Origin of the sequence: Rhizobacter sp. Root1238 (assembly GCF_001425825.1) — a bacterium.
Taxonomy (GTDB): Bacteria; Pseudomonadota; Gammaproteobacteria; order Burkholderiales; family Burkholderiaceae_C; genus Rhizobacter.
On record NZ_LMDM01000001.1, the window covers coordinates 235,791 to 260,902 of the forward strand.

24 protein-coding genes are annotated in these 25,112 nt (G+C 72.0%); 9 read left to right on the plus strand and 15 right to left on the minus strand.

Annotated features, from left to right (window positions below):
* Positions 1 to 1,239, minus strand: coding sequence for a CaiB/BaiF CoA-transferase family protein (locus ASC98_RS01075; protein WP_056803215.1), 1,239 nt, complete (start codon positions 1,237 to 1,239; stop codon positions 1 to 3).
* Between the two features lie 46 nt (positions 1,240 to 1,285).
* Between ASC98_RS01075 and ASC98_RS01080 the strand changes: the two genes are divergently transcribed.
* Positions 1,286 to 1,864 (plus strand): SRPBCC domain-containing protein, encoded by a 579-nt coding sequence (locus tag ASC98_RS01080; RefSeq protein ID WP_056803217.1) that lies wholly within the window; start codon positions 1,286 to 1,288, stop codon positions 1,862 to 1,864.
* A gap of 8 nt (positions 1,865 to 1,872) precedes the next feature.
* On the opposite strand, the gene ASC98_RS01085 is transcribed toward ASC98_RS01080, so the two are convergent.
* Entirely contained in the window at positions 1,873 to 3,099 is a 1,227-nt protein-coding gene (locus ASC98_RS01085) for a hypothetical protein (protein WP_157597834.1), read from the minus strand.
* Positions 3,100 to 3,126: 27 nt separating this feature from the next.
* Here ASC98_RS01085 and ASC98_RS01090 point away from each other — a divergent pair, with 27 nt between their 5' ends.
* On the plus strand, positions 3,127 to 3,981 hold the full coding sequence (locus tag ASC98_RS01090) for an AraC family transcriptional regulator (RefSeq protein WP_056803223.1): 855 nt from the start codon (positions 3,127 to 3,129) through the stop codon (positions 3,979 to 3,981).
* Here the strand turns inward: ASC98_RS01090 and ASC98_RS01095 are convergent.
* The gene (locus ASC98_RS01095; RefSeq protein WP_056803226.1) at positions 3,953 to 4,930 is read right to left on the minus strand and encodes a tripartite tricarboxylate transporter substrate binding protein; all 978 of its coding nucleotides are present in this window, start codon (positions 4,928 to 4,930) and stop codon (positions 3,953 to 3,955) included. The two genes, ASC98_RS01090 and ASC98_RS01095, sit on opposite strands and share 29 nt — an antisense overlap.
* A complete protein-coding gene (locus ASC98_RS01100) occupies positions 4,927 to 5,853 on the minus strand; it encodes a LysR substrate-binding domain-containing protein (RefSeq protein ID WP_056803229.1) in 927 nt (308 codons plus the stop codon). Before ASC98_RS01100 ends, ASC98_RS01095 begins: the two co-directional genes overlap by 4 nt.
* A 164-nt stretch (positions 5,854 to 6,017) precedes the next feature.
* On the opposite strand from ASC98_RS01100, the gene ASC98_RS01105 reads away from it, so the two are divergent.
* From ASC98_RS01105 to ASC98_RS01115, 3 genes are all read left to right on the plus strand, one after another.
* The gene (locus ASC98_RS01105) at positions 6,018 to 8,657 is read left to right on the plus strand and encodes a tannase/feruloyl esterase family alpha/beta hydrolase (protein ID WP_056803232.1); all 2,640 of its coding nucleotides are present in this window, start codon (positions 6,018 to 6,020) and stop codon (positions 8,655 to 8,657) included.
* Positions 8,657 to 9,982: an alpha/beta hydrolase gene (locus ASC98_RS01110; RefSeq protein ID WP_056803234.1), complete on the plus strand. Its 1,326-nt coding sequence runs from the start codon at positions 8,657 to 8,659 to the stop codon at positions 9,980 to 9,982. The genes ASC98_RS01105 and ASC98_RS01110 overlap by 1 nt, the downstream gene beginning before the upstream one ends.
* Before the next feature lie 71 nt (positions 9,983 to 10,053).
* Complete coding sequence (locus ASC98_RS01115; RefSeq protein ID WP_157597883.1) at positions 10,054 to 11,031, plus strand: DMT family transporter; 978 nt, start codon at positions 10,054 to 10,056, stop codon at positions 11,029 to 11,031.
* Between the two features lie 248 nt (positions 11,032 to 11,279).
* Here ASC98_RS01115 and ASC98_RS01120 read toward each other — a convergent pair whose 3' ends face one another.
* The 8 genes from ASC98_RS01120 to ASC98_RS01150 all read right to left on the minus strand — a co-directional run bounded on the left by ASC98_RS01120 (position 11,280) and on the right by ASC98_RS01150 (position 18,277).
* Positions 11,280 to 11,483: a CsbD family protein gene (locus ASC98_RS01120; protein WP_056803240.1), complete on the minus strand. Its 204-nt coding sequence runs from the start codon at positions 11,481 to 11,483 to the stop codon at positions 11,280 to 11,282.
* 125 nt (positions 11,484 to 11,608) lie between these two features.
* Positions 11,609 to 12,856: a glycolate oxidase subunit GlcF gene (gene glcF, locus ASC98_RS01125; protein WP_056803243.1), complete on the minus strand. Its 1,248-nt coding sequence runs from the start codon at positions 12,854 to 12,856 to the stop codon at positions 11,609 to 11,611.
* Between the two features lie 17 nt (positions 12,857 to 12,873).
* Positions 12,874 to 13,965, minus strand: coding sequence for a glycolate oxidase subunit GlcE (glcE, locus tag ASC98_RS01130; protein ID WP_056803246.1), 1,092 nt, complete (start codon positions 13,963 to 13,965; stop codon positions 12,874 to 12,876).
* Entirely contained in the window at positions 13,962 to 14,225 is a 264-nt protein-coding gene (locus ASC98_RS29980; RefSeq protein ID WP_157597835.1) for a hypothetical protein, read from the minus strand. The genes glcE and ASC98_RS29980 overlap by 4 nt, the downstream gene beginning before the upstream one ends.
* Positions 14,226 to 14,227: 2 nt before the next feature.
* Positions 14,228 to 15,730 carry an FAD-linked oxidase C-terminal domain-containing protein gene (locus ASC98_RS01135; protein ID WP_056803248.1) on the minus strand — a complete coding sequence of 501 codons (1,503 nt, stop codon included), beginning with the start codon at positions 15,728 to 15,730 and terminating at the stop codon, positions 14,228 to 14,230.
* 27 nt (positions 15,731 to 15,757) lie between these two features.
* The gene (locus tag ASC98_RS01140) at positions 15,758 to 16,339 is read right to left on the minus strand and encodes a GNAT family N-acetyltransferase (RefSeq protein WP_056803250.1); all 582 of its coding nucleotides are present in this window, start codon (positions 16,337 to 16,339) and stop codon (positions 15,758 to 15,760) included.
* Entirely contained in the window at positions 16,336 to 17,568 is a 1,233-nt protein-coding gene (locus ASC98_RS01145) for an FIST N-terminal domain-containing protein (RefSeq protein WP_056803253.1), read from the minus strand. The genes ASC98_RS01140 and ASC98_RS01145 overlap by 4 nt, the downstream gene beginning before the upstream one ends.
* Positions 17,569 to 17,581: 13 nt before the next feature.
* The gene (locus ASC98_RS01150; protein ID WP_056803256.1) at positions 17,582 to 18,277 is read right to left on the minus strand and encodes a PhaM family polyhydroxyalkanoate granule multifunctional regulatory protein; all 696 of its coding nucleotides are present in this window, start codon (positions 18,275 to 18,277) and stop codon (positions 17,582 to 17,584) included.
* A gap of 243 nt (positions 18,278 to 18,520) precedes the next feature.
* Between ASC98_RS01150 and ASC98_RS01155 the strand changes: the two genes are divergently transcribed.
* Complete coding sequence (locus tag ASC98_RS01155; protein ID WP_157597836.1) at positions 18,521 to 20,341, plus strand: S8 family peptidase; 1,821 nt, start codon at positions 18,521 to 18,523, stop codon at positions 20,339 to 20,341.
* Here ASC98_RS01155 and ASC98_RS01160 read toward each other — a convergent pair whose 3' ends face one another.
* Positions 20,342 to 21,322, minus strand: coding sequence for a TraB/GumN family protein (locus tag ASC98_RS01160; RefSeq protein ID WP_157597837.1), 981 nt, complete (start codon positions 21,320 to 21,322; stop codon positions 20,342 to 20,344).
* Between the two features lie 41 nt (positions 21,323 to 21,363).
* On the opposite strand from ASC98_RS01160, the gene ASC98_RS01165 reads away from it, so the two are divergent.
* Positions 21,364 to 21,777 (plus strand): VOC family protein, encoded by a 414-nt coding sequence (locus tag ASC98_RS01165; RefSeq protein ID WP_056803264.1) that lies wholly within the window; start codon positions 21,364 to 21,366, stop codon positions 21,775 to 21,777.
* Between the two features lie 5 nt (positions 21,778 to 21,782).
* On the opposite strand, the gene ASC98_RS01170 is transcribed toward ASC98_RS01165, so the two are convergent.
* Entirely contained in the window at positions 21,783 to 22,616 is an 834-nt protein-coding gene (locus ASC98_RS01170; RefSeq protein ID WP_056819539.1) for a tetratricopeptide repeat protein, read from the minus strand.
* Positions 22,617 to 22,633: 17 nt separating this feature from the next.
* The gene (locus ASC98_RS01175) at positions 22,634 to 23,638 is read right to left on the minus strand and encodes a fumarylacetoacetate hydrolase family protein (RefSeq protein WP_056803269.1); all 1,005 of its coding nucleotides are present in this window, start codon (positions 23,636 to 23,638) and stop codon (positions 22,634 to 22,636) included.
* Positions 23,639 to 23,748: 110 nt separating this feature from the next.
* Between ASC98_RS01175 and ASC98_RS01180 the strand changes: the two genes are divergently transcribed.
* The gene (locus ASC98_RS01180; protein ID WP_162249256.1) at positions 23,749 to 24,723 is read left to right on the plus strand and encodes a DUF3108 domain-containing protein; all 975 of its coding nucleotides are present in this window, start codon (positions 23,749 to 23,751) and stop codon (positions 24,721 to 24,723) included.
* Positions 24,724 to 24,792: 69 nt separating this feature from the next.
* A complete protein-coding gene (locus ASC98_RS01185) occupies positions 24,793 to 25,065 on the plus strand; it encodes a DUF3567 domain-containing protein (RefSeq protein ID WP_056803273.1) in 273 nt (90 codons plus the stop codon).
* The last annotated feature ends 47 nt before the right edge of the window (positions 25,066 to 25,112 follow it).

A 25,112-nucleotide genomic window follows, 5' to 3' on the forward strand; every position in this document is an offset into this window, starting at 1 on the left:
TCAGAGAACGCCGCGCTCGCGCAGCGCGGCCAGTTGCTCGGGGGTCACGCCGATCTCGCGCAGCACCGCGTCGCTGTCTTCGCCGAGCGCCGGGGCGCGGCGGCGGATCGAACCGGGCGTTGCGCTCAGCTTCGGCACGATACCCGGTGTCTCGAGCGACAGGCCGTGCGCGGTGGTGACGCGCTGCAGCATGCCGCGCGCGCGGTAGTGCGGGTCGTCGGCGATGTCGCGCGCGGTGTAGATGCGCCCGGCCGGCACATGCGCGGCATGCAGCGCGTCGAGCACCTCGGCGACGCGGCGCGGCGCGGCCCAGTCGCCGATCGCCGCATCGATCTCGGCGACCCGTGCGACGCGCCCGGCGTTGCCGGCCAGCGCCGGATCGCGGCCGAGGTCGTCGCGGCCGATCGCGGCCATCAGCCGCTTGAAGATGCTGTCGCCGTTGCCGGCCACCAGCACCCAGCCGTCGCGGCAGGCGTAGGCATTGCTCGGCGCGATGCCGGGCAGCGCCGAGCCGGCGGGCTCGCGCACGGTGCCGAAGGCGCTGTATTCGGGCAGCAGGCTCTCCATGCAGTTGAAGACCGCCTCGTAGAGCGCGACGTCGATCACCTGCCCGCGCCCCTTCGGCGCGTCGGCCGACACGCTGGCATGGCGGTGCTGCAAGGCCATCAGGATGCCGATCACGCCGTGCAGCGAGGCCAGCGTGTCGCCGATGCTGACGCCCACGCGCACCGGCACGCGGCCCGGCTCGGCGGTCAGGTGGCGCAGCCCGCCCATCGCTTCGGCGACGACGCCGAAGCCCGGCCGGTCCTTGTAGGGCCCGGTCTGGCCGTAGCCGCTGATGCGCAGCATCACGAGGCCCGGGTTGGCGGCCGACAGCGTGTCGTAGCCGAGGTCCCAGGCTTCCATCACGCCGGGCTTGAAGTTCTCGACCAGCACGTCGCTTTCGGCGGCGAGGCGGCGCACGATGTCGCGCGCCTCGGGCTGCTTCAGGTCGAGCGCGAGGCTGCGCTTGTTGCGCGACTGCACTTCCCACCAGACGCTGGTGCCTTCGTGCATCAGGCGCCACTGGCGCAGCGGGTCGCCGCTGCCGGGCGGCTCGACCTTGATCACGTCGGCACCGAAGTCGGCCAGCGTCTTCGCGGCGAACGGGCCGGCGATCAGCTGGCCGAGTTCGAGCACCTTCAGGCCGGCGAGCGGGCCGGGGGAGGTGGGCGCTTGGGGAGGCGCTTGAGCAGGCATGCCCGCGATGGTAGTGTCTGGCGCCGCCGAATCACCGGAGAAAGCCATGCGCTTCGTCGTTGGAGTCTCATGCGCGCTGCTGTGGACCACCGTGTTCGCAGCCGCCGTCGGCGATGCCGCCGCTGCCGAGCGCGCGATCGACAAGGAGGTGGTGGTGGCCGCGCCGCTGGCCGCGGTGTGGCAGAGCTGGACCACGAAGGCCGGCGTCGAGGGCTTCTTCGCACCCGAAGCGGAAGTCGACGCGCGCGTCGGCGGCGCCTTCCACATCCACATCGATCCGCTGGCCGAGCCGGGCATGAAGGGCGCCGACGACATGCGCTTCATGGCGCTGCAGCCGATGAAGATGATCAGCTTCGACTGGAACGCGCCGCCCTCGCTGCCCGAGGCCCGCCAGCAGCGCACCTTCGTGGTCGTGCGCTTCGCGCCGGTCGACGCCGACACCACGCGCGTGACGCTGCACCACGTCGGCTGGGGCGACGGCGGCGAATGGGACAAGACCTACGCCTACTTCGACCGCGCCTGGGGCCGGGTGCTGGAGAACCTGCAGAAGCGCCACGCCGTCGGGCCGATGGACTGGACCGCGTGGATGGAAAGCCTGCGCAAGGCGCATGCGGTGGCGCGCTGAGCGCGCCGCTACCACTTGCATCCGCCGCCCTTGACCGCATCGACCGCCAGCGGCACCGCGGCCAGCAGGCCCATGCCGCTGTAGGCGTTGCGGCAGTCGGCGCGGCCGGCCTTGTCGAGTTCCTCGGTGATCTTGGCCTTGCGCTCGGGCGGCGGCGGCAGCAGCGGCAGCACGCCGGGTGCCGCGCCGCCGAAGTTGCTGCCGCGGCTGCGCAGGCCGGGCACGGTCAGGTTCAGCTTCGGCTCGCCGGGCGCGCCGGCCGGGGCGCTGCTGTCGCGGCTGGTGTCGTTGTTCGGATTCGCGACCGGGCCGCCCAGTGACGGGGCGGTGGTGGGCTCGGCCGTGGTGCCGGGGCTGACGCGCCGTGTCGGCGGTGGGGAGGGTTGCGCTGCCGGCGCAAGCGCCGGCTCGGGCGCGGGGACCGGGGCCGGGGGAGCCGGAGAGGCGACGGGTGCAGGGACCGGCGCCGGGGCCGGAACGGGCGCGGGTGCAGGTGCCGGCGTCGGCATGGGAATCGGCGGCACCACCTCCACGGGTCCTGGTTGCCGGATCGGCTCGGGTACCAGCTCCGGCAAGGGCGGGAGCACGGCTGGCGGAATCGCGACGGGCGGCGGCGCCGGCACCGGTGTCGGAACCGGCATCGCCATCGGCGGTGCGGCGGGCGCTGCCGGCAGGGGCAAGGGCGCTGCCGGTGGGGGCGGCAGCGGCTGCGACGCCGCCGGCTCGGGCGCGGATGCGGCGGCGTCGGCCACGACGGGCGGCGGCACGGGGGCGGCGCGGTCGACGCGCGGCGCGGCGGGCGCTGGTGCCGGCATCGTCCGGACCTCGACCTTCGGCGGGGCTGGCGGTGCGGGTGGCGGTGGTGCTTCGACTCGCGGCGGAGGAGGTGGCGGCGGCGGCGGTGGCGACGGCGGGGTCACCGGTGCCGCGGCCTTCGCGACCGGGACCTGCCGCGGTGCGACGACGGCGCGCGGAGCGGGTGGCACTGCGGGCGCACGCGCGGCGGCCGCGCGTGGCGCCGGTGGCGGCGCCAGCGTGACCCGCAGCGGCCCCCACGCGTCGGCCCGCGGTTCGGCACCTCCATTCGGCCGGCCGGTCTGCGTGCCGACCCACATCACGGCCAGCACGTGCAGCACGACCGACAGCGTCACGAACTGCGCCAGCGTCGCGCGCTCCTGGTCCGACACGCGCAGGCTGTCGGCAGGGTGGAGCGGCAGGGCGGGCAAGGCACTCATCGCCGCCCAGCATGCCATCATCGCGCGGTGGAAGCCGTCCCCGACCGTTTCGAGCACGCCAGCGACCGTGCGCAGTTCAAGCAACCCGCGCACCGCGGCGGCATCGAGCTGTACCGCGCGCACATCGTGCGCTACGCGTTCGAGCCGCACACGCACGAGGCCTACGGCTTCGGCGTGATCGATGCCGGCGTCGAGCGCTTCCGTTACCGCGGCAGCGAGCACCTGGCGCCGCCGCAGTCGCTGGTGGTGATGAACCCCGACGTGCTGCACACCGGCCGTGCCGAGACCGTGCACGGCTGGCGCTACCGGATGGCGTATGTCGATGCCGCGCTGCTGCGCGAGGTCAGCGGCGAGGCCGACTGGTCGTTCGCCGAACCGGTGCTGCGGCATGCAGCGAGCGCGCAGCGCGCCGGTGCGGCCCTGCAGGCGCTGTGGACGGCCGATTCAGCGCTCGCGTTCGATGGCGCGCTGCTCGAGCTGGTGCAGGCGGTGCAGCCGCATGCGCGCCGTGGGCGGCCGGAGCGCGCGAGCGAGTGCGACGCGCCGCTGCAGCGCGCGATCGACCTGATGCACGACCGCCTGGCCGACCCGTTGACGCTGGCCGACCTGGCACAGGCGGCGGGGCTGAGCCCGTTCCATTTCCAGCGCCGCTTCAAGGCGCGGCACCATGCGACGCCGCACCAGATGCTGATGGCGCTGCGGCTGTTCCGCGCGAAGCGCCAGCTGTCGGCCGGCATCGCACCGGCGCTGGTCGCGGCCGACAACGGGCTCACCGACCAGGCCCACCTGACGCGTCGCTTCGCCGGGATGTATGGCGTGACGCCGGCGCGCTACCAGCAGCAGACGCGCGCGATCACGACAGCAATCCCCCCGACCGCTTGACCAGCTCCTGGTTGCGCCGCCGCTCCGCCGCAATCTGCCGCACGAAATCCTGCTGCGTCCCCCCCGCCGGCAGGTTGTGCGACTCCCGCAGCCGCGAAGCCACCGCATCGCTCGCGAGCAAGCGGCCGACCTCGGCATTCAGCCGCGCCACCACCGCCGCCGGCGTGCCGGCCGGCGCGAACAGCCCGAACAGCGAACCGATGTTGGCCTGCGGATAGCCCAGCTCCGCCAGCGTCGGCACCTGCGGCAAGGCGTCGAGCCGCGTCGGCGCGCCGACGGCCAGCGCCTTCAGCCGGCCGGCGGCCAGCAGCTGCAGCTGGGCCGCCGCGACGTTCGTCGACAGCACCTCGAACTGCCCGCCGAGCGCGTCGTTGATCTGCGGCCCGCCGCCCTGGTAGGGCACGTGCGTGATGTCGACGCCGCTTTGCAGCCGCGTCTGCGCCAGCACCATGTGCCCGCTGGTCGCGATGCCCGACGTGGCCCAGCGCAGCTCGCCGGGATGCGCCCGCGCCTGCGCGATCAGGTCGCCGAAACTGTGGCCGGTGAACGCCGGCGTGCCCGCCACCAGCACCGGCGTGTTCATCACGCCGGCCACCGGGACCACGCTGCCCAGCAGGTCGCGCGGACCACCGGCCAGCAGCGGCTGCAGCGTGAGCGGCGAAACGGCCGAAAAGGCCAGCGTGCAGCCGTCCGGCGCGGCGCGCGCCAGCAGCTCCATGCCGAGCGCGCCGCCGGCGCCGCCGCGGTTCTCGACCACCACCGGCACGCCCAGCGCCTGCGCCAGCGGCTCGGCCAGCGTGCGCGCCATCGCATCGCTGACGCCGCCCGGCGGGTAGACGACGATCAGGTGCACCGGTCTCGACGGCCACGGCGCTGCCGGCGGTGCCGCGACCGCGCAGGCCGGCAGTGCCCATGCAGCGCGGACGATCAGCCGACGGGTCGCGTTCATGCCGCCCCCTGCCGCGATGCCAGCTCGCCCGCGAGCGCCGCGAAGCGCTGCGCCGGCAGGTTGTCGTCGTCGACGCGCGCGGCCAGCGTCAGCGGCGCATCGAGCGAGCCGCAGCCGGCGAGCCGGCGGTACGCGATCGCATGCGGATGCGCCCCGGTCATCGATGCCGGCACCACCGACAGCCCGGCGCCGGCCGCGACCAGGTTCAGGTTCGTCATCATGCGGTCGACCTCGGCGACGATGCGCGGTCGCAGGCCCTTCTCGTGGCACAGCGCGAGCAGCTCGGCGTACAGCCCCGGCGCGCCCGGGCGGCGCACCAGGATCAGCCCCTCGGTGCACAGCTGCGCCAGCGTCAGCGGCCGCGCGGCGCTGCCGCGCTTCGGCGGCGCCGCGAACGCATGGTCGCTCGGCATCGCGGCCATCACCGGCTCGCGCAGCAGCGTCTCGAAGCGCAGGCCCTGCGGCCGCGCGACCGGCACGCGCAGCAGCGCGCAGTGCAGGCGGCCGCCCGACAGCGCCGCGGTCAGCTCGGCCGCGTTGTCCTCGCGCAGCTGCAGCTCGACCTTCGGGTGCGCGCGCCGGAACGCCCGCAGCACCTCCGGCATGAAGCGGTGTGCCGCCGCCGAGCTGGTGAAGCCGATCGCCAGCGTCCCCTCCTGCCCCTGCGCGACGCGCGCCATGCGCTGCGACATCGCCTCCATGTCCTGCAGCAGGCGCAGCGCCTCGACCTGGAATTGCCGCCCCGCATCGGTCAACGCCATCCCGCGCGGATGGCGGCGGAACAGCGGCATGCCGAGCTCGCGCTCCAGCGTGTGGATCTGCTGGCTCAGCGGCGGCTGCTGGATGCCCAGCAGCTCGGCCGCGCGCGTCAGGTGGCCGGTCTGCGCAACGGCCGCGAAATAGCGGAGCTGCCTCATTTCCATGACGTCGTCTCCATATGTTTTTCGTATCGGAATGGCCTGCTTATTTTATTTGACCGCAGATCAGGCCCACCCCTATCGTCGCGGCGCTGTTCAACAGAAGGCCCTCGAGGCCTCAGACCGGAGACAAGACCATGGGCCCAGGCCGCCGCATGGATGGACGCGTCATGCAACGCATCCGTCCCTTCCTTTCCAGCTTCGCGCTGTCCGTGCTGCTCGTCGCTTGCGGCGGTGGCGGCGATGACGGCACGCCGCCGTCCGACACCCCGCCACTCGCGACCGGCACCTCCTGCGCGGCCCTCGCCGGCCTGCAGATCCCGGCTGCGGAGATCGGCCTGCCGACGCAGGGCGCCAGCGTGACCAGCGCGACGCCGGTCGCCGCCACCGACGCCGGCAACCCGCTCGGCGACTACTGCCGCGTGCGCGGCAGCATCCTGCCGGTCGACCCGACCGCGCCGGCGATCCGCTTCGCGGTCAACCTGCCCGACACCTGGAACCACAAGGCCATCCACTTCGGCGGCGGCGGCTTCAACGGCACGCTGATTGACGGCACCGAGCCGCTGCGCTTCGGCCCCGCCGGCAAGCCGGCCCCGCTGGCGCTCGGCTACGCGACCTTCGGCGACGACGGCGGCCACCAGAGCAGCAGCATCACCGACGGCAGCTTCGCCGCCAACGACGAGGCGCTGGCGAACTACGGCGGGCAGTCGCTGAAGAAGACGCACGACGTCGCGATGCTGCTGGTCAAGACGCGCTACGGCGCGGCGCCCGACAAGGCCTACTTCCTCGGCACCTCGACCGGCGGGCGCGATGCGCTGATGCACATCCAGCGCTGGCCGGCCGACTACGACGGCGTGGTCGCCAACGAGCCGGCCCTCAACTACAGCGGCACGCGGCTGTCGAACGTGGCCGTGGGCCGCGCGCTGTACGCCAACGGCGGCGCCGGCTGGGTCAACCTGGCGAAGACGCTGCTGGTGCAGAAGACCGTGCTGGCCGCCTGCGACAAGCTCGACGGCGCCGCCGACGGCATCGTCAGCAACGTCGAGAGCTGCCGGCGGCTGAACCCGCAGATCCTTGCGACCCTGCGTTGCGCCGGCGGCGGCGACGCCGGCGACAGCTGCCTGTCCGACGCGCAGCTCGCCACCATCCGCACGATCGAATCGCCGCTCGAGTTCAACGGCTACACGCTGGCCAGCGGCACCACGCGCGCCGGCGGCTACAACCTCCTCGAAGGCACGCTGGTGGCCGGGCCGTTCACCTCGCGCGACCTCGGCACGCGGGCCGTGCCGGGCAACCCGGCGACCACCGCCGATGCCAACGTCTTCGTCACCGGCGACCAGTGGGCCAAGTACTTCGTGACCCGCGACGCCGGCTTCGACACGCTGACGCTGGACCCGGTCGCGCCCGGCGCCTGGGCGGCGCGCATCGCGGCGGTGTCGGCGCTGACCGACGCGCTCGACCCCGACCTGTCGCCGTTCCTCGCGCACGGCGGCCGGCTGATCCTGCTGCACGGCCTGGCCGACGAGGTGATCAGCAACAACTCGACGATCGACTACGTCGCCCGCGTGAAGGCGACGGTCGGCGATGCGGCGGTCGAGCAGGGCGTCCGCTTCTACACCGTGCCGGGCATGGGCCATGGCACCGGCGTGTTCATCCCGAGCTGGGATTCGCTCGCCGCACTGGAGAACTGGGTCGAGCACGGCGTCGCGCCCGAGACCGGCATCGTGACCGACACCGTCGCCGCGACCGCCGGCCGCACGCGCCCGCTGTGCCGCTTCCCGGCCTGGCCGAAGTACAAGGGCAGCGGCAGCGTGGACGCCGCGTCGAACTACAGCTGCGTGCAGGAGACCGTCGACCCGCTCGCCTGCCCGAACCTGCCGGGTGCCGCCACCACCTACAAGGGCGGCGACCTGTTCGGCGAGGAGCTCAGCGTGTCGCTCGACCCGGCGACGCTCGCCTACACCGTGACCATCGACGCCAGCGGGCAGCGCGCCGCCGGCACGCAGCGCAGCGGCACGCTGCTGCCGCGCGGCAACTGCGTGTTCGGCAGTGCCGAGAACGGCGCCGAGTTCACGTTCGGTGCCGGCGGCCTGCTGCAGGGCGGGGTCGCCGCGCCGACCGGCACGACGTCGATCGGCCTGGTGGCGTTCCAGAGCACCTTCCAGAACGGCGCGACGCCGACGGTGTTCAACCCGGTCGCCAACATTTTCGACGTGGCCGGCGTGCAGTACGGCGCCGATGGCGTCGCGAGCGTCTATGCCGCGTCGTCGCGGGTGCGCAATGCCGGCACCTTCCAGCACTGCCAGGATCCGGCCAGTGGCCGTTTCATGACCTACGACGCCGCGTGCACGTCGACCGCGAAGGGCTACGTCACCTACAACGCCGCGCGCAACGCGTTCGATGTGTTCACCACCACGGCCACCGGCGGCGCCACCACCACCGGCGGCACGCTGTCGGGCTCGGTGATCTTCGGCCAGGTCGGCGCGAGCACGGTGCCGCTGTTCCTGGTGCGAGATCCGTCGGGCGCGCACGGCCTGCGGCTGTACTCGCCGCAGGCGCCGCTCGCGGCCGGCAGTGCCGACGGCCACTTCGCGCTCGCCGCGAGCGATGGCAGCCAGGCCGATGCGGTGGTGTCCGGCACGGGCCTCGCGCTGGGCTCGGCCGCGGGCACGCTCGCCTACGACACGCCGGTCCTCGGCGTGGCGCAGAGCAGCGGCGCGGCGGCGGGCAACTTCGTGTTCAATGCCGGCGTGCTGGGCTTCGTGTCGTCCGGCAGCACGGTGGTCTACCAACTCGGGATCCGGAACTGATGAAGATCGACGCCACGGGATTCTGGCGGGCCTGTGCCCTCGCCGCATCGCTGGTCGCGTGGCTGCCGGCCGCGCGTGCCGACGAGCCGCAGCCGGCGCCCTGCCCCGACGGCGTCGTGTCCGACGCGCGCTGCTACAACGGCCGCGATGCCGAGGGCGCGCTGTACTGGATCGCGATCCCCGCGGACTGGAACCAGGTGCTGGTCGTGCACGCGCACGGCGGGCCGGAGGTCGGCACGCCGACGCTGGCTCGCGGCGCCGAAGACCTGCAGCGCTGGGCCGTGATGGTGAAGGCCGGCTACGCCTGGGCCGGCTCCACCTACCGGCGCGGCGGCTACGGCGTCACGATGGCCGCCGAAGACACTGAGCGGCTGCGCCAGCTGTTCGTCGCGCAGTTCGGCAAGCCTCGCCGCACCGTGCTGCACGGGCAGAGCTACGGCGCCGGCGTCGCGGCCAAGGCGGCGGAGCTGGTCGGGCCGCCGGCCTGGGACGGCGTGCTGCTGACCAGCGGCGTGCTCGGCGGCGGCGGCAACGCGTATGAATTCCGGCTCGACCTGCGGGTGGTCTACCAGCAGGTCTGCCGCAACCACCCGAAGCCCGACGAGCCGGCCTACCCGCTGTGGCAGGGCCTGCCGCCCGATTCGAAGCTGACGCGCGCCGAGCTGGCCGAGCGCGTCAAGGACTGCACCGGCGTCGGCCTGCCGGCGGCGCAGCGCACGCCGGAGCAGGCGGCGCGGCTGCACACCATCCTGTCGGTGGTGCACATCCCCGAGCGCAGCCTGCTCGGCCACCTGAACTGGGCCACCTGGCTGTTCCAGGACCTGACGCAGAAGCGCCTGGGCGGCCGCAACCCGTTCGGCAACGCAAAGGTGGTCTACAGCGGCGCGGCCGACGATGCCGCGCTGAACAAGCAGGTGCTGCGCTACGCCGCCGACCCGCAGGCGGTGGCCGCGCTGGCGGCCGACAGCCGCCCCTCCGGCCGGCTGAAGCTGCCGGTGCTGACGCTGCATGCCATCCACGACCCGACCGCCTTCGTCGAGCTGGAGAGCGCGTACCGCGAGATCGTCGATGCGGCCGGCGCGTCGTCGTGGCTGGTGCAGACCTTCAGCGACGAGGCCGACCACAGCTACCTGGGCGACCCGGAATACCCGGCGCTGATGACGGCGCTGCTGCAGTGGATCGACCATGGCGAGCGGCCGTCGCCCGAGGGCGTGGCCAGGCTGTGCGCGGCCGGCGAGGCGCGCTTCGGTGCCGGTTGCCGTTTCCGCCCGGAGTACCGCCCCTTGCCGCTGTCGTCGCGCGTGCCGGCGCGGACGCCGCGCTGAACTCGACGGCAATCTCGTACAAGACCCGGCGGCCCTCGGCGCGCGACACTGCGCGGATGACGACCCCTGGCCTGCTCACCGGAACCCTGTTCGCCCTCGCCGCCGGCCTGATGTGGGGGCTGGTGTTCGTCGGCCCGCTGATGCTGCCGGAGTACCCGGCCACGCTGCAGTCCTTCGGGCGCTACCTCGCGTTCGGGCTGATCGCGCTGCCGCTCGGCTGGCTCGACCGCGCGCGGCTGTCGCAGCTGACGCGCGCCGACTGGATCGAGGCGCTGAAGCTCGCCGCGGTCGGCAACGTCGTCTACTACCTGTTCCTCGCGAGCGCGATCCAGCGCGCCGGCGGGCCGCTGCCGACGATGATCATCGGCACGCTGCCGGTCGTCATCGCGGTCAGCGCCAACCTGCGCGGCAGCGCGGCCGGCGGCGCGCCGATCGCGTGGACGCGGCTGCTGCCGTCGCTCGGGCTGATCGGCGCCGGCATCGCGCTGGTGAACCATGTCGAGATCGCGCAGCTGCGCGCCGACCCGCAGGCCGACCTGGCGCGCTATGCGCTGGGAGCTCTGCTCGCGCTCGGGGCCGTCGTCTGCTGGACCTGGTACCCGCTGCGCAATGCCGACTGGCTGCGCGCGCACCCGGACCGCAGCCCGCGCAGCTGGGCCACCGCGCAAGGGCTTGCGACCTTGCCGCTGGCGGTGATCGGCTATGCCGTCACGTGGACCTGGATGGTGGCGAGCGGGAATGCGTTCGAGATGCCGTTCGGCCCGCGGGCCGGCGATTTCATCGGGCTGATGTTCGCGATCGGGCTGTTCGCGTCCTGGCTGGGCACGCTGTGCTGGAACGAAGCCAGCCAGCGCTTGCCGACCGCGCTGGCGGGTCAGCTGATCGTGTTCGAGACCTTGTCGGCGCTGGCCTATGCCTTCGTGCTGCGCCGCAGCTGGCCTCAGAGCGAAACGCTGGCGGGCGTGGCCTTGCTGGTCGCGGGCGTGCTGTGGGCGTTGCGCAGCAAGGCGGCGGCGCCGACCGAGCTGACGTCGGAACTGCATCCCTGAGCGAGTGCGACTGCCGGTGTCTTCGGCAGCGGCCCGTCATTGGCGGCGTGCGCATCGGCGCTCGGGATCGTGTGGGTGGGGGTCAGCGCAGCGGTGTGTGCGGCGGTCACGACACGGCGGTTGCGGTACCAGGCGCTGACGCGCTCGGCGGCTTGCAGGGTTTCGATGTTCATGATGCGGCAAAGGTCTGGAGGGGTAACAGCCCGGTCGCGCTACGCACGGCCCGGGCTGGAAGCGGTCACGCGGGATCAGTCGTCCCGGCGGTTCGCGAGGTCCTTCGCGGCGTCGCGGACCTTTTCCTTGGCATCGCCATAGGTGGCCTGCGACTTGCCGGCGACCTGGTCGACCACGCCTTCGGTGCGCAGCCGGTCATTGCCCACCACCTTGCCGGCGGCTTCCTTGACCTTGCCCTTGACGTCCTCGACACGGCCCTTGACCTGGTCCTTGTTCATGGCGATCTCCTTGTGCGTTGCAGTGCGGAATGCGCTGCGGTGAACACAGTGTGGTCGCCGTGCCGGGGCAGGTCTGTCAGACGCAGCCGCGTTCGATGTCGGACAGATCCGTCCGTTTCTGTGGGTCAGGCCGCGAGCGCTTCATCGAGCACCTCGACCCAGTGCCGCACCGGGATCGCGGTGCCGCTCTGCAGGTGCTGGATGCAGCCGACATTGGCTGACACGATGGCCTGCGGCTGCAGCGCGTCGAGGTGGCCGAGCTTGCGGTCGCGCAACGGGTACGCCAGCTCGGGTTGCAGCACCGAGTAGGTGCCGGCCGAGCCGCAGCACAGGTGGCTTTCGACCGCCGCGACGCGCACCTCGAAGCCGAGCGTCGTCAGGTGCGTCTCGACGCCGCCGCGCAGCTGCTGGCCGTGCTGCAGCGTGCACGGCGGGTGGTAGGCCAGCGGCCGCGGGCCGGCCCGGCCGTCGCGCAGCCTGATGCGCGGCTTCAGCCGCGGCACCAGCTCGGGCAGCAGCTCGCTGAGGTCGCGCGTCAGCCCGGCGATGTGCGCCGCCTTCTCGGCGTAGGCGGGGTCGCGCGCCAGCGCGTGGCCGTAGTCCTTCACGGTGACGCCGCAGCCCGACGCGTTCATCACGATCGCCTCGACCTGGTTCGACATCACCAGTGGCCACCAGGCGTCGATGTTGCGGCGCATGTCGTCGAGCCCGCCGTCGCGGTCGCCCAGGTGGGTGCGGATCGCGCCGCAGCAGCCGGCCTCGTCGGCCACCACCGTCTGGATGCCGGCGGCGTCGAGCACGCGCGCGGTCGCGCTGTTGATGTTGGGCGCCATCGCCGGCTGCACGCAGCCCATCAGCAGCAGCATCTTGCGCGGGTGCTGCCGCGTCGGCCAGCGGTGCGCCGACGCACCGGCACGCGCCGGCACCTTGTTTCGCAACGCGGCCGGCAGCAGCGGCCGCACCGCCTGGCCGAGCTTCAGCGCCGGCGCGAACAGCGAGGAGGTCAGCCCTTCCTTCAGCAGCCAGCGCACCGCGCGTTCGCCGCGCGGGCGCTCGACGCGCGCATCGACCAGCTGGCGGCCGATCTCGACCAGCTCGCCGTACTGCACGCCCGACGGGCAGGTGCTCTCGCAGTTGCGGCAGGTCAGGCAGCGGTCCAGGTGCTGCTGCGTGCTGCGCGTGACCGGCTCGCCTTCCAGCACCTGCTTCATCAGGTAGATGCGGCCGCGCGGGCCGTCGAGCTCGTCGCCGAGCAGCTGGTAGGTCGGGCAGGTCGCGGTGCAGAAGCCGCAGTGCACGCACTTGCGCAGGATCGCTTCGGCGGCATCGCCGTCGGGCGTTCCCTTGAACTCGGAGGACAGCTTGGTTTGCATCGATCAGAGGTCCGACATCAGAGACCCGGGTACAGGCGGCCGGGATTGAACACACCCTGCGGGTCGAAGGATTTCTTCAGCTCGCGGTGGATGCGGTCGAGCGGTGCGCGCAGCGGCGCGAACGCGCCGGCCGATTTGTCGTTCGACATGAACAGCGTGGCATGCCCGCCGACCAGCGTCGCCGCGTCGCGCACCGAGGCGGCCGGCGCCGCGGTGCACAGCCAGCGCTGCGCGCCACCCCATTCGATCAGCTGCTCGCCCGACACGCCGAGCGGCGGCGCGGTCGGCGGCACCGACAGCCGCCACAGCGCACCGCCGTGTTCCACCGCCTGGCGCGCCTTCTCGAAATACTCGTCGGTCTGGTTGCGCAAGCCGCGCCAGAACGTGATGGCCTGCGTCGGCTCGATCACGTCGCCGCCGAGCGCGACCAGCGCCGACTGCACCGCCGCGAGCGCGCCGCGCAGCCGCACGACGAGCATGCCGTCCCACCAGGCGCTGGCGTTGATCGGCAGCGGCAGCCCGCTCCATTCGTTGATCTTCTGCATCGCGCTGATCTGCGCCAGCTCGAAGCGCACGGTGGCGGTGGCCGGCGCGAGCGGCAGCACCTTCAGCGAAACCTCGAGGATCACGCCCAGCGTGCCGAGCGAGCCGGCCAGCAGCCGCGAGACGTCGTAGCCGGCGACGTTCTTCATCACCTGGCCGCCGAAACTGAGCACCTCGGCGCGGCCGTTCAGCAGCGTCGCGCCGAGCACGTAGTCGCGCACCGCGCCGACCGACGCGCGCGGCGGCCCCGACAGGCCGGCCGCCACCATGCCGCCGACCGTGCTGCCCGGCCCGAAGTGCGGCGGCTCGAACGGCAGGTACTGGTTCTTCTCGGCGAGCGCCGCCTCGAGCGTCGCGAGCGAGGTGCCGCAGCGCGCGGTGACGACCAGCTCGGTCGGCTCGTAGCTGGAGATGCCTTCGAGCACCGTGGTGTCGAGGATCTCGCCCTGCGGCGGCTCGCCGTAGAAGTCCTTGGTGCCGCCGCCGCGGATGCGCAGTTGTGCCCCGGCGGCGCGGGCGGCCTCGACCTTGTCGATGAGGATTTGCAGGGCCGGGTCGTGGGTCATGAAAGGCAGGAGATCGCAAAGAGCCCGTTCGGGCTGAGCTTGTCGAAGCCCGTCTTGCCCCCGCTCGCCCTGAGCTTGTCGAAGGGTCGGGCTGAGCTTGTCGAAGCCAGCGCGTGATGCGAGCGTTTCGACAGGCTCAACGCGAACGGAGCGTGCTGGCTCACAGTGAACGGAGGGTAGCGGCTCGCGTTGAACGGGAGGCGCCGGCTCACATCGCCGGCTTCGACAGGCTCAGCCCGAACGGTGGGTTTGATGCGCACGCTCAGAACCTCGGAATGTCGGCGAACGGCAGCAGGCCGCGCTTCACGTGCATGCGGCCGTACTCCGCGCAGCGCACCAGCGTTGGAATCACCTTGCCGGGATTCAGCAGCCCGGCCGGGTCGAAGGCGTGCTTGACGGCCAGCATCTGCTCGCGCTCGGCGTCGGAGAACTGCACGCACATCGACGACAGCTTCTCGACGCCGACGCCGTGCTCGCCGGTCACCGAGCCGCCCATCGCGACGCTGGTCTCCAGGATGTCGGCGCCGAACAGCTCGCAGCGGTGCAGCTGGTCGGGGTCGTTCGCATCGAACAGGATCAGCGGGTGCAGGTTGCCGTCGCCGGCATGGAACACGTTGGCGCAGCGCAGCCCGTACTTCTTCTCCATCTCGCCGATCGCCAGCAGGATGTCGGCCAGCCGCTTGCGCGGGATCGTCGAGTCCATGCACATGTAGTCGGGGCTGATGCGCCCGCTCGCCGGGAAGGCGTTCTTGCGGCCGCTCCAGAAGCGCAGCCGCTGCGCCTCGTCCTTGCTGACCTCCATGCGCGACGCGCCGCTGCCGGCCAGCACGTCCAGCATGCGGCCGATCTCCTCGGCCACCTCTTCCGGCGTGCCGTCGCTCTCGCACAGCAGGATGGCCTGCGCGTTCAGGTCGTAGCCGGCGTGCACGAAATCCTCGACGGCGGCCGTCATCGGCTTGTCCATCATCTCGAGCCCGGCCGGGATGATGCCGGCGGCGATCACGTTGGCGACCGCGTCGCCGGCCTGCCGGATGTCGTCGAAGCTCGCCATGATGCAGCGCGCGAGCAGCGGCTTCGGCACCAGCTTCACGGTGACCTCGGTGACGACCGCGAGCATGCCTTCGCTGCCCACCAGCACCGCCATCAGGTCGAGCCCGGCGGCGTCGAGCGCCTCGGAGCCGAACTCCACCGCCTCGCCCTGCGCGGTGAAGCCGCGCACGCGCAGCACGTTGTGGATCGTCAGCCCGTACTTCAGGCAGTGCACGCCGCCGGAGTTCTCGGCCACGTTGCCGCCGATGCTGCAGGCGATCTGGCTGCTCGGGTCGGGCGCGTAGTACAGGCCGAACGGGGCCGCGGCCTCGCTGATCGCGAGGTTGCGCACGCCGCACTGCACGGTGGCGGTGCGGGCCAGCACGTCGACCTTCAGGATGCGGTTGAACTTGGCCAGGCTGAGCGTAACGCCCAGCGCATGCGGCAGCGCGCCGCCGCTCAGCCCGGTGCCGGCGCCGCGCGCGACCACCGGAACGCCGAGCCGGTCGCAGGCGCGCAGCACGGCGGCCACCTGGTCTTCGGTTTCCGGCAGCACCACCACCAGCGGCTGCTGGCGGTAGGCGGTGAGGCCATCGCATTCGTAGGGCACGGTGTCTTCGCTGCGCGACAGCAGCGCATGCGGCGGCAGCAGCGGTGCGAGTTCGGCGACGACCTGCGCGCGGCGCTGCGCGCGTTCGTCAGCGCTGGGCGCGTCGATTCTCTCGGGAGCATTCACAACGGCAGGGTTCCGGCGGCGACCTGTTCAAGAGCCCACGACTGTAGCGCGTGCACCGGGCGCCTCGATCGCGTACAGGACGTGGGGGCGAAGCGGGTGGCCTTCGGCGATGCGCGGGTGGTCGAACTCCGCACGCCGCGCCAGGCCGATGCGCCGCATCACCGCTTGCGACGCCTGGTTGCCCCGCGCGGTGAACGAGACGATCTGCGGCCGTCGCAGCACGTCCCACGCATGGCGCAACGCCAGCCTTGCGGCCTCGCTGGCGTAGCCCTGGCCCCAGGCCGCGCGCGCGAGCCGCCAGCCGATCTCGTGAGGATCGGGTGCCAGGTCCGGCACCGGCAGCACGAACGGCACGGCGCTCAGGCCGACGAAGCCGGCAAAACGCAGCTGGGGCAGTTCCAGCGCCCACAGCCCGAATCCGGCCTGCTCGACCTGCAGGCGCGCGCGCTGAGCGAAGGCATCGCTCTGCTCGCGCGTCAGCGGGGCCACGAAATGCCGCATCACCTCGGGATCGGCGTTCATCGCGGCGAACGGCGCGAGGTCGTCGTCTCGCCACGGCCGCAGCAGGACGCGCTCGCCGCGCAACCTGGCAGACGCACCGAGGCTCATGCCGAGGTCGTGAAGACGGTCAGCACGCCGGTGTAGCCGTAGAGGTGGTGGCGGGCGATCTCGCCGGCCGCGAAGAAGCCGACCAGCGGCACGTCGCCGAGCGCGCGCCGCACGATCGCCAGCTCGGCCGACGGCGCGCCGAAATGCGGGCCGCCGCGGCCGGCGCAGCTCACGTAGACCGCACCGGCCATGCGGCGCGCGGCGTGCGGCGTCGAGCTGCCGTCGGCGCCCTGCTGCAGCGCGAGCGCGGTCTCGCGCGGCATCGTCTCGGGCTCGAGTTCCTCGCGGATCTCGCTGCAGATGCGCACCAGGTCGCGCCGTGCCGCCTCGGTGCTGCGGGTGCAGAACGCCAGGTGCATGCCCGGCTCGACCTGGTCGCTGACCGCGACGCCGCGCTGCTGCGGGTCGATGCCGACCAGGTGGCGCACCCGCGTGTCAGTGCCGAACTGGCCAGGCCGCGCCATCAGGTCGTCGCGCGGGTCGCTCAGGCCGACCAGCGTCTGGCGCAGCCGCGGCAGCGCCTCGCGCGGCTCGTCGCCGTCGATCCCCAGGTCGCGCAGCAGGCAGTCGAGCGCCGGCTCGTCGTCGAGCCGCGCGACCACGTTGCGCTCGCCCTGCGTGATGCGGCGCGCCGGGCCGACCGGCTGGCAGCCCTGCGTCACGCGCGAGACCAGCGCCACCTCGCGGCTGAACGCGACGCCGGAGAGGCCGCCGTCGAACACGCCGTCGGCGATGTGCAGCGCCTGCGTGCGGGCCGACGCGAGGCCACCGAACAGGTAGCCGGTGGCGGTGCGGTCGCTCATCTCGGCGATCAGCTCGGCCAGGTCGGTGGCGGCCGGGTCGGCATGCACGAGCGCGGCGCTGGCCGCGAAGCCGGCGGCGCCGACGCTCAATGGCGCGGCACCCGAGAACACGCGGAACTGCTCGCGCGGCAGGTCCGACAGCATCAGCGCGAGCGCCGGTTCGTCGAAGTACTCGACGCCGTTGGCCGCGATGCCGACGCCGACCGAACCGACCCAGGCCACGCCCGGCCAGCGCTGGCGCAACTCGGCCAGCAGCTCGGCCGCATGCGGCGCGTAGTGGTCGGTCAGGTAGACCCAGCCGAGCGTCGGCTCGCTGATGTGCGCGCCGCCGGGGTCGGCGCGCTGCGCATCGATCTGCGCCGCCGACAGCGCGAGCGCCATGCGCCAGTCGGGGTGCGTCGCGTGGGCGTGGGCGAACAGCTTCATCGCGGCACGCTCCTCATGGCCGCGGCGCGGCGCGCTTGCGGGCAGCGGCTGTCCTGGCGGCTGATTTCGCGACCGTCTTGGCGGCCACGCCGGCGGCGGCCTTCGCGGTCTTGACCGCCACCTGGCCCGGCATCGTCGCCGCGCGCTTCAGCGTCTGCCCCGCGGCATCGACCGATTGCTTGACCAGCGCGCCGGCCAGGTTGCGCGCCGCATCCGACGCGCTGTCCTTCATCGCGGTGGCGGCGAGTTCGGTGAACTGCTTGGTCAGCGCGCCCCACCATTGCATCGGGTCGACGGCGGCCGCATTCGCACTGGCAGCGGCGGATTTGGCGCCGGCCCTGGCCGCCGGCTTGCGCGTCGACGCGGGGGCGGGTGCGTCCTGCGCCGGGGGCGCCGCTGCCGCAGCGGCAGGCCGCGCGGTCAGCGAATCGCGCAGGTCTTCCATCTGCACGTTCATCGTCTTCAGCGTCGACAGCGTCATGCGCTGCACCTCGAGCGCCTGGATGGTTGCGCCCAGCATGCGGGCGTTCTGCTCGAGCCAGAACTGCACGGTGCGCAGCTCCTCGATGCGCTTCTCCAGCTCCTCGGGGTTCAGTGTCGGTGCGACCCACTGGCCGATGTTCGGAAGCGCCGCGCCGGCGTTCTTCACGAGCCCCTGCAGGAAGTCGAACCCGGGCACCAGCTTCGTGAAGTTCGGGGCCTCGGCCATGGTGTCTCCTTGTCAGCGTCTGCTGTCTTTTCAACAGCCGATTGTGCACGCCTCCCGGCCCCGTTCAATCATGGGCCGCAGCGGCGCGCAACCCCCTAACAGGCCCGACCTGACAACTCTTGCAGGTCGAGGGCAATCTGCGTTGACGTGCCGCGGCTTCTCGCCGACCCTGGGGATGCGCCGCTGACTGTCGGCGCTTTTGCTTCCAACCTCACAAGGGAATGAAACATGACACAGCGATCCATGCATCGAATCTCTCTGCGCGGGGTGTTGTCAGCCCTGCTGGTCCTGACGGGCGCCACCGCGCTCTCGGCCCATGCCGGCGTCCTGTCGGCAGCAGCGGCGGCCCAGAGCATCACCGCAGTACCCCAGGCCGACGTACCGACCCCGACCGACCGGCTGATCATCAAGTACCGCAGCGGCGCAGCCGGCGCCGCGTCCACCGCCTCCACCACCGAACGTGCCGTGCTGCACCGCAGCGCGCAGGATGTCGCGCTGCGCGCCGGCGTGCAGATGCAGCTGCTGCGCGTCGGCGCGCTCGACACCCACGTGATGAAGTTCGACCGCCGGCTGCCGCAGGCCGACGTCGCGCAGATCGCACGTGACATCGCGGCTTCGGACCCGAACGTCGAGTACGCCGAGCCCGACCGCATCCTGCATGCGCTGTTCGTGCCCAACGACACGCAATACGGCCAGCAATGGCAGTATTTCGAGGCCACCGCCGGGCTGAGGCTGCCGGCGGCGTGGGACAAGTCGACCGGCACCGGCGTCGTCGTCTCGGTGATCGACACCGGCTACCGGCCGCATGCCGACCTCGCGGCCAACATCCTGCCCGGCTACGACTTCATCGCCGACACCGCCACCGCGAACGACGGCGGCGGGCGCGACAGCGATGCGAAGGATCCCGGCGACTGGATCACCGCCGGCGAATGCGGCAGCGGCATCCCGGCCGAATCGAGCAGCTGGCACGGCACCCACGTGGCCGGCACCATCGCGGCGGTCACCAACAACGGCAGCGGCGTGGCGGGCGTGGCGTTCAACGCCAAGGTCGTGCCGGCGCGCGTGCTCGGCAAGTGCGGCGGCTACACCTCCGACATCGCGGCGGCCATCATCTGGGCCTCGGGCGGCACGGTCAGCGGCGTGCCGGCGAATGCCAACCCGGCGCGCGTGATCAACATGTCGCTCGGTGGCAGCGGCGCCTGCGACACCACGTCGCAGAACGCCATCACCTCGGCCCGCGGCCGCGGGACGGTGGTGGTGGTGGCGGCCGGCAACAGCAATGCCAACGCCTCCGGCTTCTCGCCGGCGAGCTGCAGCGGCGTCATCACCGTGGCGGCCACGAACCGCAGCGGCGGGCGCGCGTACTACTCGAACTACGGCGCCATCGTCGACGTCGCGGCCCCGGGCGGCGACGTGCGCACGAGCGCGGCGAACGGCATCCTGTCGACGCTGAACTCCGGCGCGACGACGCCGGGCTCGGACAGCTACGACTACTACCAGGGCACGTCGATGGCGACGCCCCACGTGGTGGGCGTGGTGGCGCTGATGCTGTCGAAGAACCCGTCGCTGACGCCGGACCAGGTGGAGACGCTGCTGAAGTCGTCGTCGCGCGCATTCCCTGCGACCTGCTCGCAGTGCGGCGCGGGCCTGGTGGATGCCAATGCGGCGGTCGATGCAGCGGGCGGCGGCACGACGACGCCACCGACGCCGGTGACGGACACCGAGTCGAACAACACGCTCGCGACGGCGCAGGCGGTGAACAAGAACTCGCTGGTGTCGGGCACCATCGGCAGCAGTTCCGACACCGACTACTTCAAGGTGACGGTGGCCAGCGGCAGCTCGCTGGCCGCGACGCTGACGCCGAACTCCAGCTCCGACTACGACCTGTACATCTACAACGCCAGCGGCACGCAGCTCGCGCAGAGCGAGAAGGGCACCGGCCAGGTCGACGCGGCCTCGGTGAGCAACGGCAGCGCGAGCGCGGTGACGTACTACGTGCGCGTGCTGTACTACAGCGGCGGCACCGGCGCCACGAACGGCAAGTACACCTTGCTGATCAACTGATCAGCGTCTGAAGACGATGCGCTCGACGCGGTAGCCGCGGGCCTTCAGCAGGGCCGGGAGGCCCTGCGGCCCGATCATGTGCAGGCTGCCGACAGCGGCGAACACCCGTTCGCCGCTGTCGTGCCAGGCCGCGACCTGCTCGGCCATCGCCGGGTTGCGCTCGTCGAGCATGCGCTTCATGTCGCGCCGGTCGTCGGCGGTCTTCATGCAGTCGCACCAGCTCGCGTAGCGTTCCAGCTCGTCGAGCCTGCTGCCCGACCAGACGTCGGCGATGCGCTTCAGCATGCGCCGCGTCTGGCCCTTCTCCAGGTCGGCCAGCGTGCGGTCGATCATCTCGACGCGCTCTTCCGGCGTGCCGCCGGTCAGCATCTCGAGCTGCATCTCCGGCGTCTCCAGCGACACCACCTGCTTGCCCAGCTGGTGCCCGAGCAGCGCGATGAAGGCATCGATGCCGTAGGCCGGGTCCAGCCCGTCGGCGCGGCCGGCGGTGACCGCCAGGTTCAGCGCCAGCAGCACCGGGCTCAGCGACTGGCTGATCGCATCGGGAATGCAGGCCGCGCGGGCCTGGCCCTGCAGCCGCTGCTCCAGCGCCTCGGGCAGCGGCTCGCCGCCGCCCGGTGCCTGCGCGGCGCCGAGCCGGCGCGCGATGTCGGCATCGGTGATGTCGAGTTCGAGCGCGATGCGTTCGCTCTCGCGCAGCGCGGCCGCGACGGCCGGCCCGGGGATCACCCAGTCGGGCCGCGCGACGTGCATCGTGCCGTACAGCCAGGAGTCGTGGCCGCCCTTGCTGATGCGCCACAGGAAGCCGCGGTCGCGCGCGCCGCCGGGCTCGGACTGCGCCTTCAGCGCACGCGCCGCCTGCGCGGCGGCCTGCTGGGCGCAGGCCGTGCCGACGTCCTGCGCGGGCGCGGTCGCGGCGAACCACAGCAACGGGAGGGCGGCAAGCAGCCGGCGCACGAAGGCAGGGAGGGAAGGCGTCATGCCTGCGACTGTAGCCAAGCTGCGCGAGAATCCGCCACACCATGCGCAGCCTGTTTCACCTCGCCTTCCACGTCACCGACCTCGATGCCGCGCGCCGCTTCTACGGCGGCGTGCTCGGCTGCCGCGAGGGCCGCAGCACCGACACCTGGGTCGACTTCGACTTCTTCGGCCACCAGATTTCATTGCACCTGGGCGAACCGTTCGCGACGACGAACACCGGCCGCGTCGGCGCCCACCTGGTGCCGATGCCGCACCTCGGCGTCGTGCTGGAGCTGCCCGACTGGCAAGCGCTCGCGCAGCGCTTGCAGGCCGCCGGCACCGCGTTCGTGCTGCCGCCCGGCGTGCGCTTCGAGAACCAGCCGGGCGAGCAGTGGACGATGTTCTTCCGCGATCCGTCGGGCAACCCGATCGAGGTGAAGGGCTTCCGGTCGCTGGACAGCGTCTACGACCACTGACCGGCTCAGCCGATCGCCGCCCGCCAGCGGGCGAGCGTGTCGGCGTCGGGCAGTTCGCCCGCCAGCGCGTCGATCGCGCGCTCGAACCACGGCCCCGCCTCCGGCCCGCGACCGAGCGCAGCGAGGTTTTCGCCCAGCTCGGCGTAGACCCAGCCGTCGACCTCGCCGGCCGCCGCCCATTCCTGCGCCAGCCGCTGCTGCAAGGCCAGTGCCTCGTCGTGGCGTTTCATCGCACGCAGCGCCCACGCCACCATCCAGGTCGCGATCCGCACCTGCGACGGGCGGCCGTCGCGCTCGCGCGCGGCAAGCGCCTGGCGGAAGCTCGCCAGCGCCTCGTCGAAGCGGCCGGCAGCGTGCAGGCTCATGCCGATGTTGTTGGCCAGCGAGCCTTCCCACGCGCGGGCGTTGGGTTCGTCCGAGGCCAGCGCGGCGGCCAGTGCGCGGTCGTTCCAGGCCAGCTGGTCGTCGGTGTCCGGTTCGACGAGCGCGACCATGTGCATCGCGTCCACCCGCAGTTCATCCAGCCCGGCGGCGTGCGCCCGATCGACCGCCTGCACGAACAGCGGCAGCGCCTGCTCGCGCTCGCCGGCCGAGCGAAACGTGCGGCCGCGTTCCAGCAGGTGGCGCACCCGCGGTTCGGCGCCCGCCGCGTCCAGCGCCGGCAGCATCGCATCGAGTTCGGCATGGGCTTCGGCGAACTGCCGGCGCAGGCTGTGCGTACGCGCGATCTGGGTTCTCAGCGACAACGCATCGTCGCCTTGCGCATCGGCGAGCAGTCGACGGAACAGTGCCCCGGATGCCGCCGGGTCGTCGAAATCCCAAAGCGAGCGGATGTCCATCGCGTCAGCCTCCCACGTCACTCCGCCATGTCGGGCGCAGCGCCGCCCTGGCGCACCTGCTGGTCGATCGCGCCGAACAGCGACTGGCCGTCCGCGCCCTTCATCTCGATGCGGATCGTGTCGCCGAACTGCATGAACCCGGTCTTCGGCTCGCCACTCTCGATGGTCTCGATCGCGCGCTTCTCGGCAATGCAGCTGTAGCCGCGCGACCAGTCCTTGTTGCTCACGGTGCCGCTGCCGACGATGCTGCCGGCGCGCACGTTGCGCGTCTTGCAGATGTGGGCGATCAGCTGGCCGAAGTGGAAGGTCATCTCGTCGCCGGCATCGCACAGCCCGACCTTCCTGCCGTTCCAGGTGCTCTGCAGCGGCAGGTGCACGCGCCCGCCCTTCCAGGCGCCGCCGAGTTCGTCGGGCGTCACCGCGACCGGGCTGAACGCGGTGGCCGGCTTGCTCTGGAAGAAGCCGAAACCCTTGGCCAGCTCGGCCGGGATCAGCTGGCGCAGCGACACGTCGTTGGCCAGCATCAGCAGCCGCACGCCCTCCAGCGCCTGCTCCGGCGTGGTGCCCATCGGCACGTCGCCGGTGACCACCGCCACCTCGGCCTCGAAGTCGATGCCCATCTTCTCGCTCGGCACCACGATGTCGTCGCAGGCGCCGATGAAGTCGTCGCTGCCGCCCTGGTACATCAGCGGGTCGGTGTAGAAACTCTCCGGCACCTCGGCATTGCGCGCCTTGCGCACCAGCTCGACGTGGTTGATGAAGGCCGAGCCGTCGGCCCACTGGTAGGCGCGCGGCAGCGGCGCGGCACACAGCTTCGGGTCGAACGGAAACGCGTGGCGTGCCTTGCCGTGGTTCAGCGTGACGAACAGGTCTTCGAGCTGCGGCGACAGGAAGTTCCAGTCGTCCAGCACCTGCTGCAAGCGGGTGGCGATGCCGGTGGCGTAGTGCGCGGTGCTCAGGTCGCGGGAGACGACGACGAGCTGGCCGTCGCGCGAGCCGTCCTTGTAGGTGGCGAGTTTCATCGGGTGTCCGTAGGATCGGGAAAGGTATGCGGTTTGCCGTATTGTCGATGCCTGAACGATCCCCACCTGCCCTCCATCCCCCCAACTTTGACGTCCCGTCGCCTGCCGCCTTGCGAATCCTGCCCCCGCTCACCGCCCTGTCCCTCGTGCTGCTGATGCACGCCGCCGCCTGGCAGGGCGTCGCGGGGGACGCGTCGCCCAGGCGCTCCGACCTGGTGGTGTCGGCGATGCAGGTGCGCACGGTCGCACCGGTACCGGTTGCGGCAGCGGTTGCCGCCGTCGTGGTGCCGCCTCCGGCTGCACCGCGCCGCGAGTCACCCCTGCGGACCGAACCCGGGCCGCCCCCATCTGACGCGCCGACGCTGCTTGCTGCGGCTGCGGCGGCGTCTGCACCGGTGGCGGCGCCGAGCGACGCCGAGGTCGCGCCCGTCTACCCGACCCGCCTGCCGCCGTCGGCCGTGTTGCGCTTCGACCTGCGCCGCAGCGGCTTCAGCGGGCGCAGCGAGCTGCAATGGCAGAACCTGGGCGCGCAGGGCCAGTACCAGGCGCGCCTCGAAGGCAGCGTCGCCGGCTTCAAGGTCTTCACCTGGGCCAGCCAGGGGCGCGTCGACAAGGCCGGCATCGCGCCGCTGCGCTTCACCGACGAGCGCCGCGGCAAGTCGCTGCAGGCCGCCAATTTCCAGCGCGAGGCCGGCAAGATCACGTTCTCCGGCCCGAGCACCGAATACCCGCTGGTCGCCGGCGCGCAGGACCGCCTCAGCTGGATGATCCAGCTCGGCGCGGTGCTGAACGCCCGCAGCGCGCCGCCTGCCGCCGGCGAGCGTCTGTCGTTCTTCGTGGCCGGCGCGAAGGGCGAAGGCGAGGTCTGGCACTTCGTCGGGCAGGGCCTGCAGACGCTGAGCCTGCAGGACCAGCCGACGCCCGCATGGCGCTTCGTGCGCGAAGCGCGCAAGCCGCACGACACGCGCATCGAGGTGTGGCTCGATCCGGCCCGCCACTACCTGCCGGTGCGGTACCGGCAAAGCAGCGATGGCGCGAGCGACGTGCTCGACCTGATCCTGCAAGAGATGCAGATCGCCTCCTGACCCGCACGGGGGGAGCGACTTGAAAAACCGGCCCTGCCCCACCACCTGCCCTTGAAGGAGGAGCCTTCCATGCACATGCTCTACAACTCGGACAACTTCGTCGTGGTGCAGTTCGACAACACGCAGGGCGCGAGCGCGGTGCGCGAAGAATCGCTGATGCGCGGCGGCTACGAGATCGTCGACAAGTTCGCCCGCAAGGAGATCTTCATCGAAGGAGCCCTGGCGGAAAGCTTCAAGCAGGGTGTCGAGGCGCTGATCGAAAGCTCGCCCACCGAAGAGGAGATGGACGACTACCTCGAGCGTTTCTCGCCGTTGATGCAACACCCGCTCGTCCTTCACTAGGCGATTCGCTGACAGATTTGTAAAGCCGGGCACCTCTTCCGGCGGTT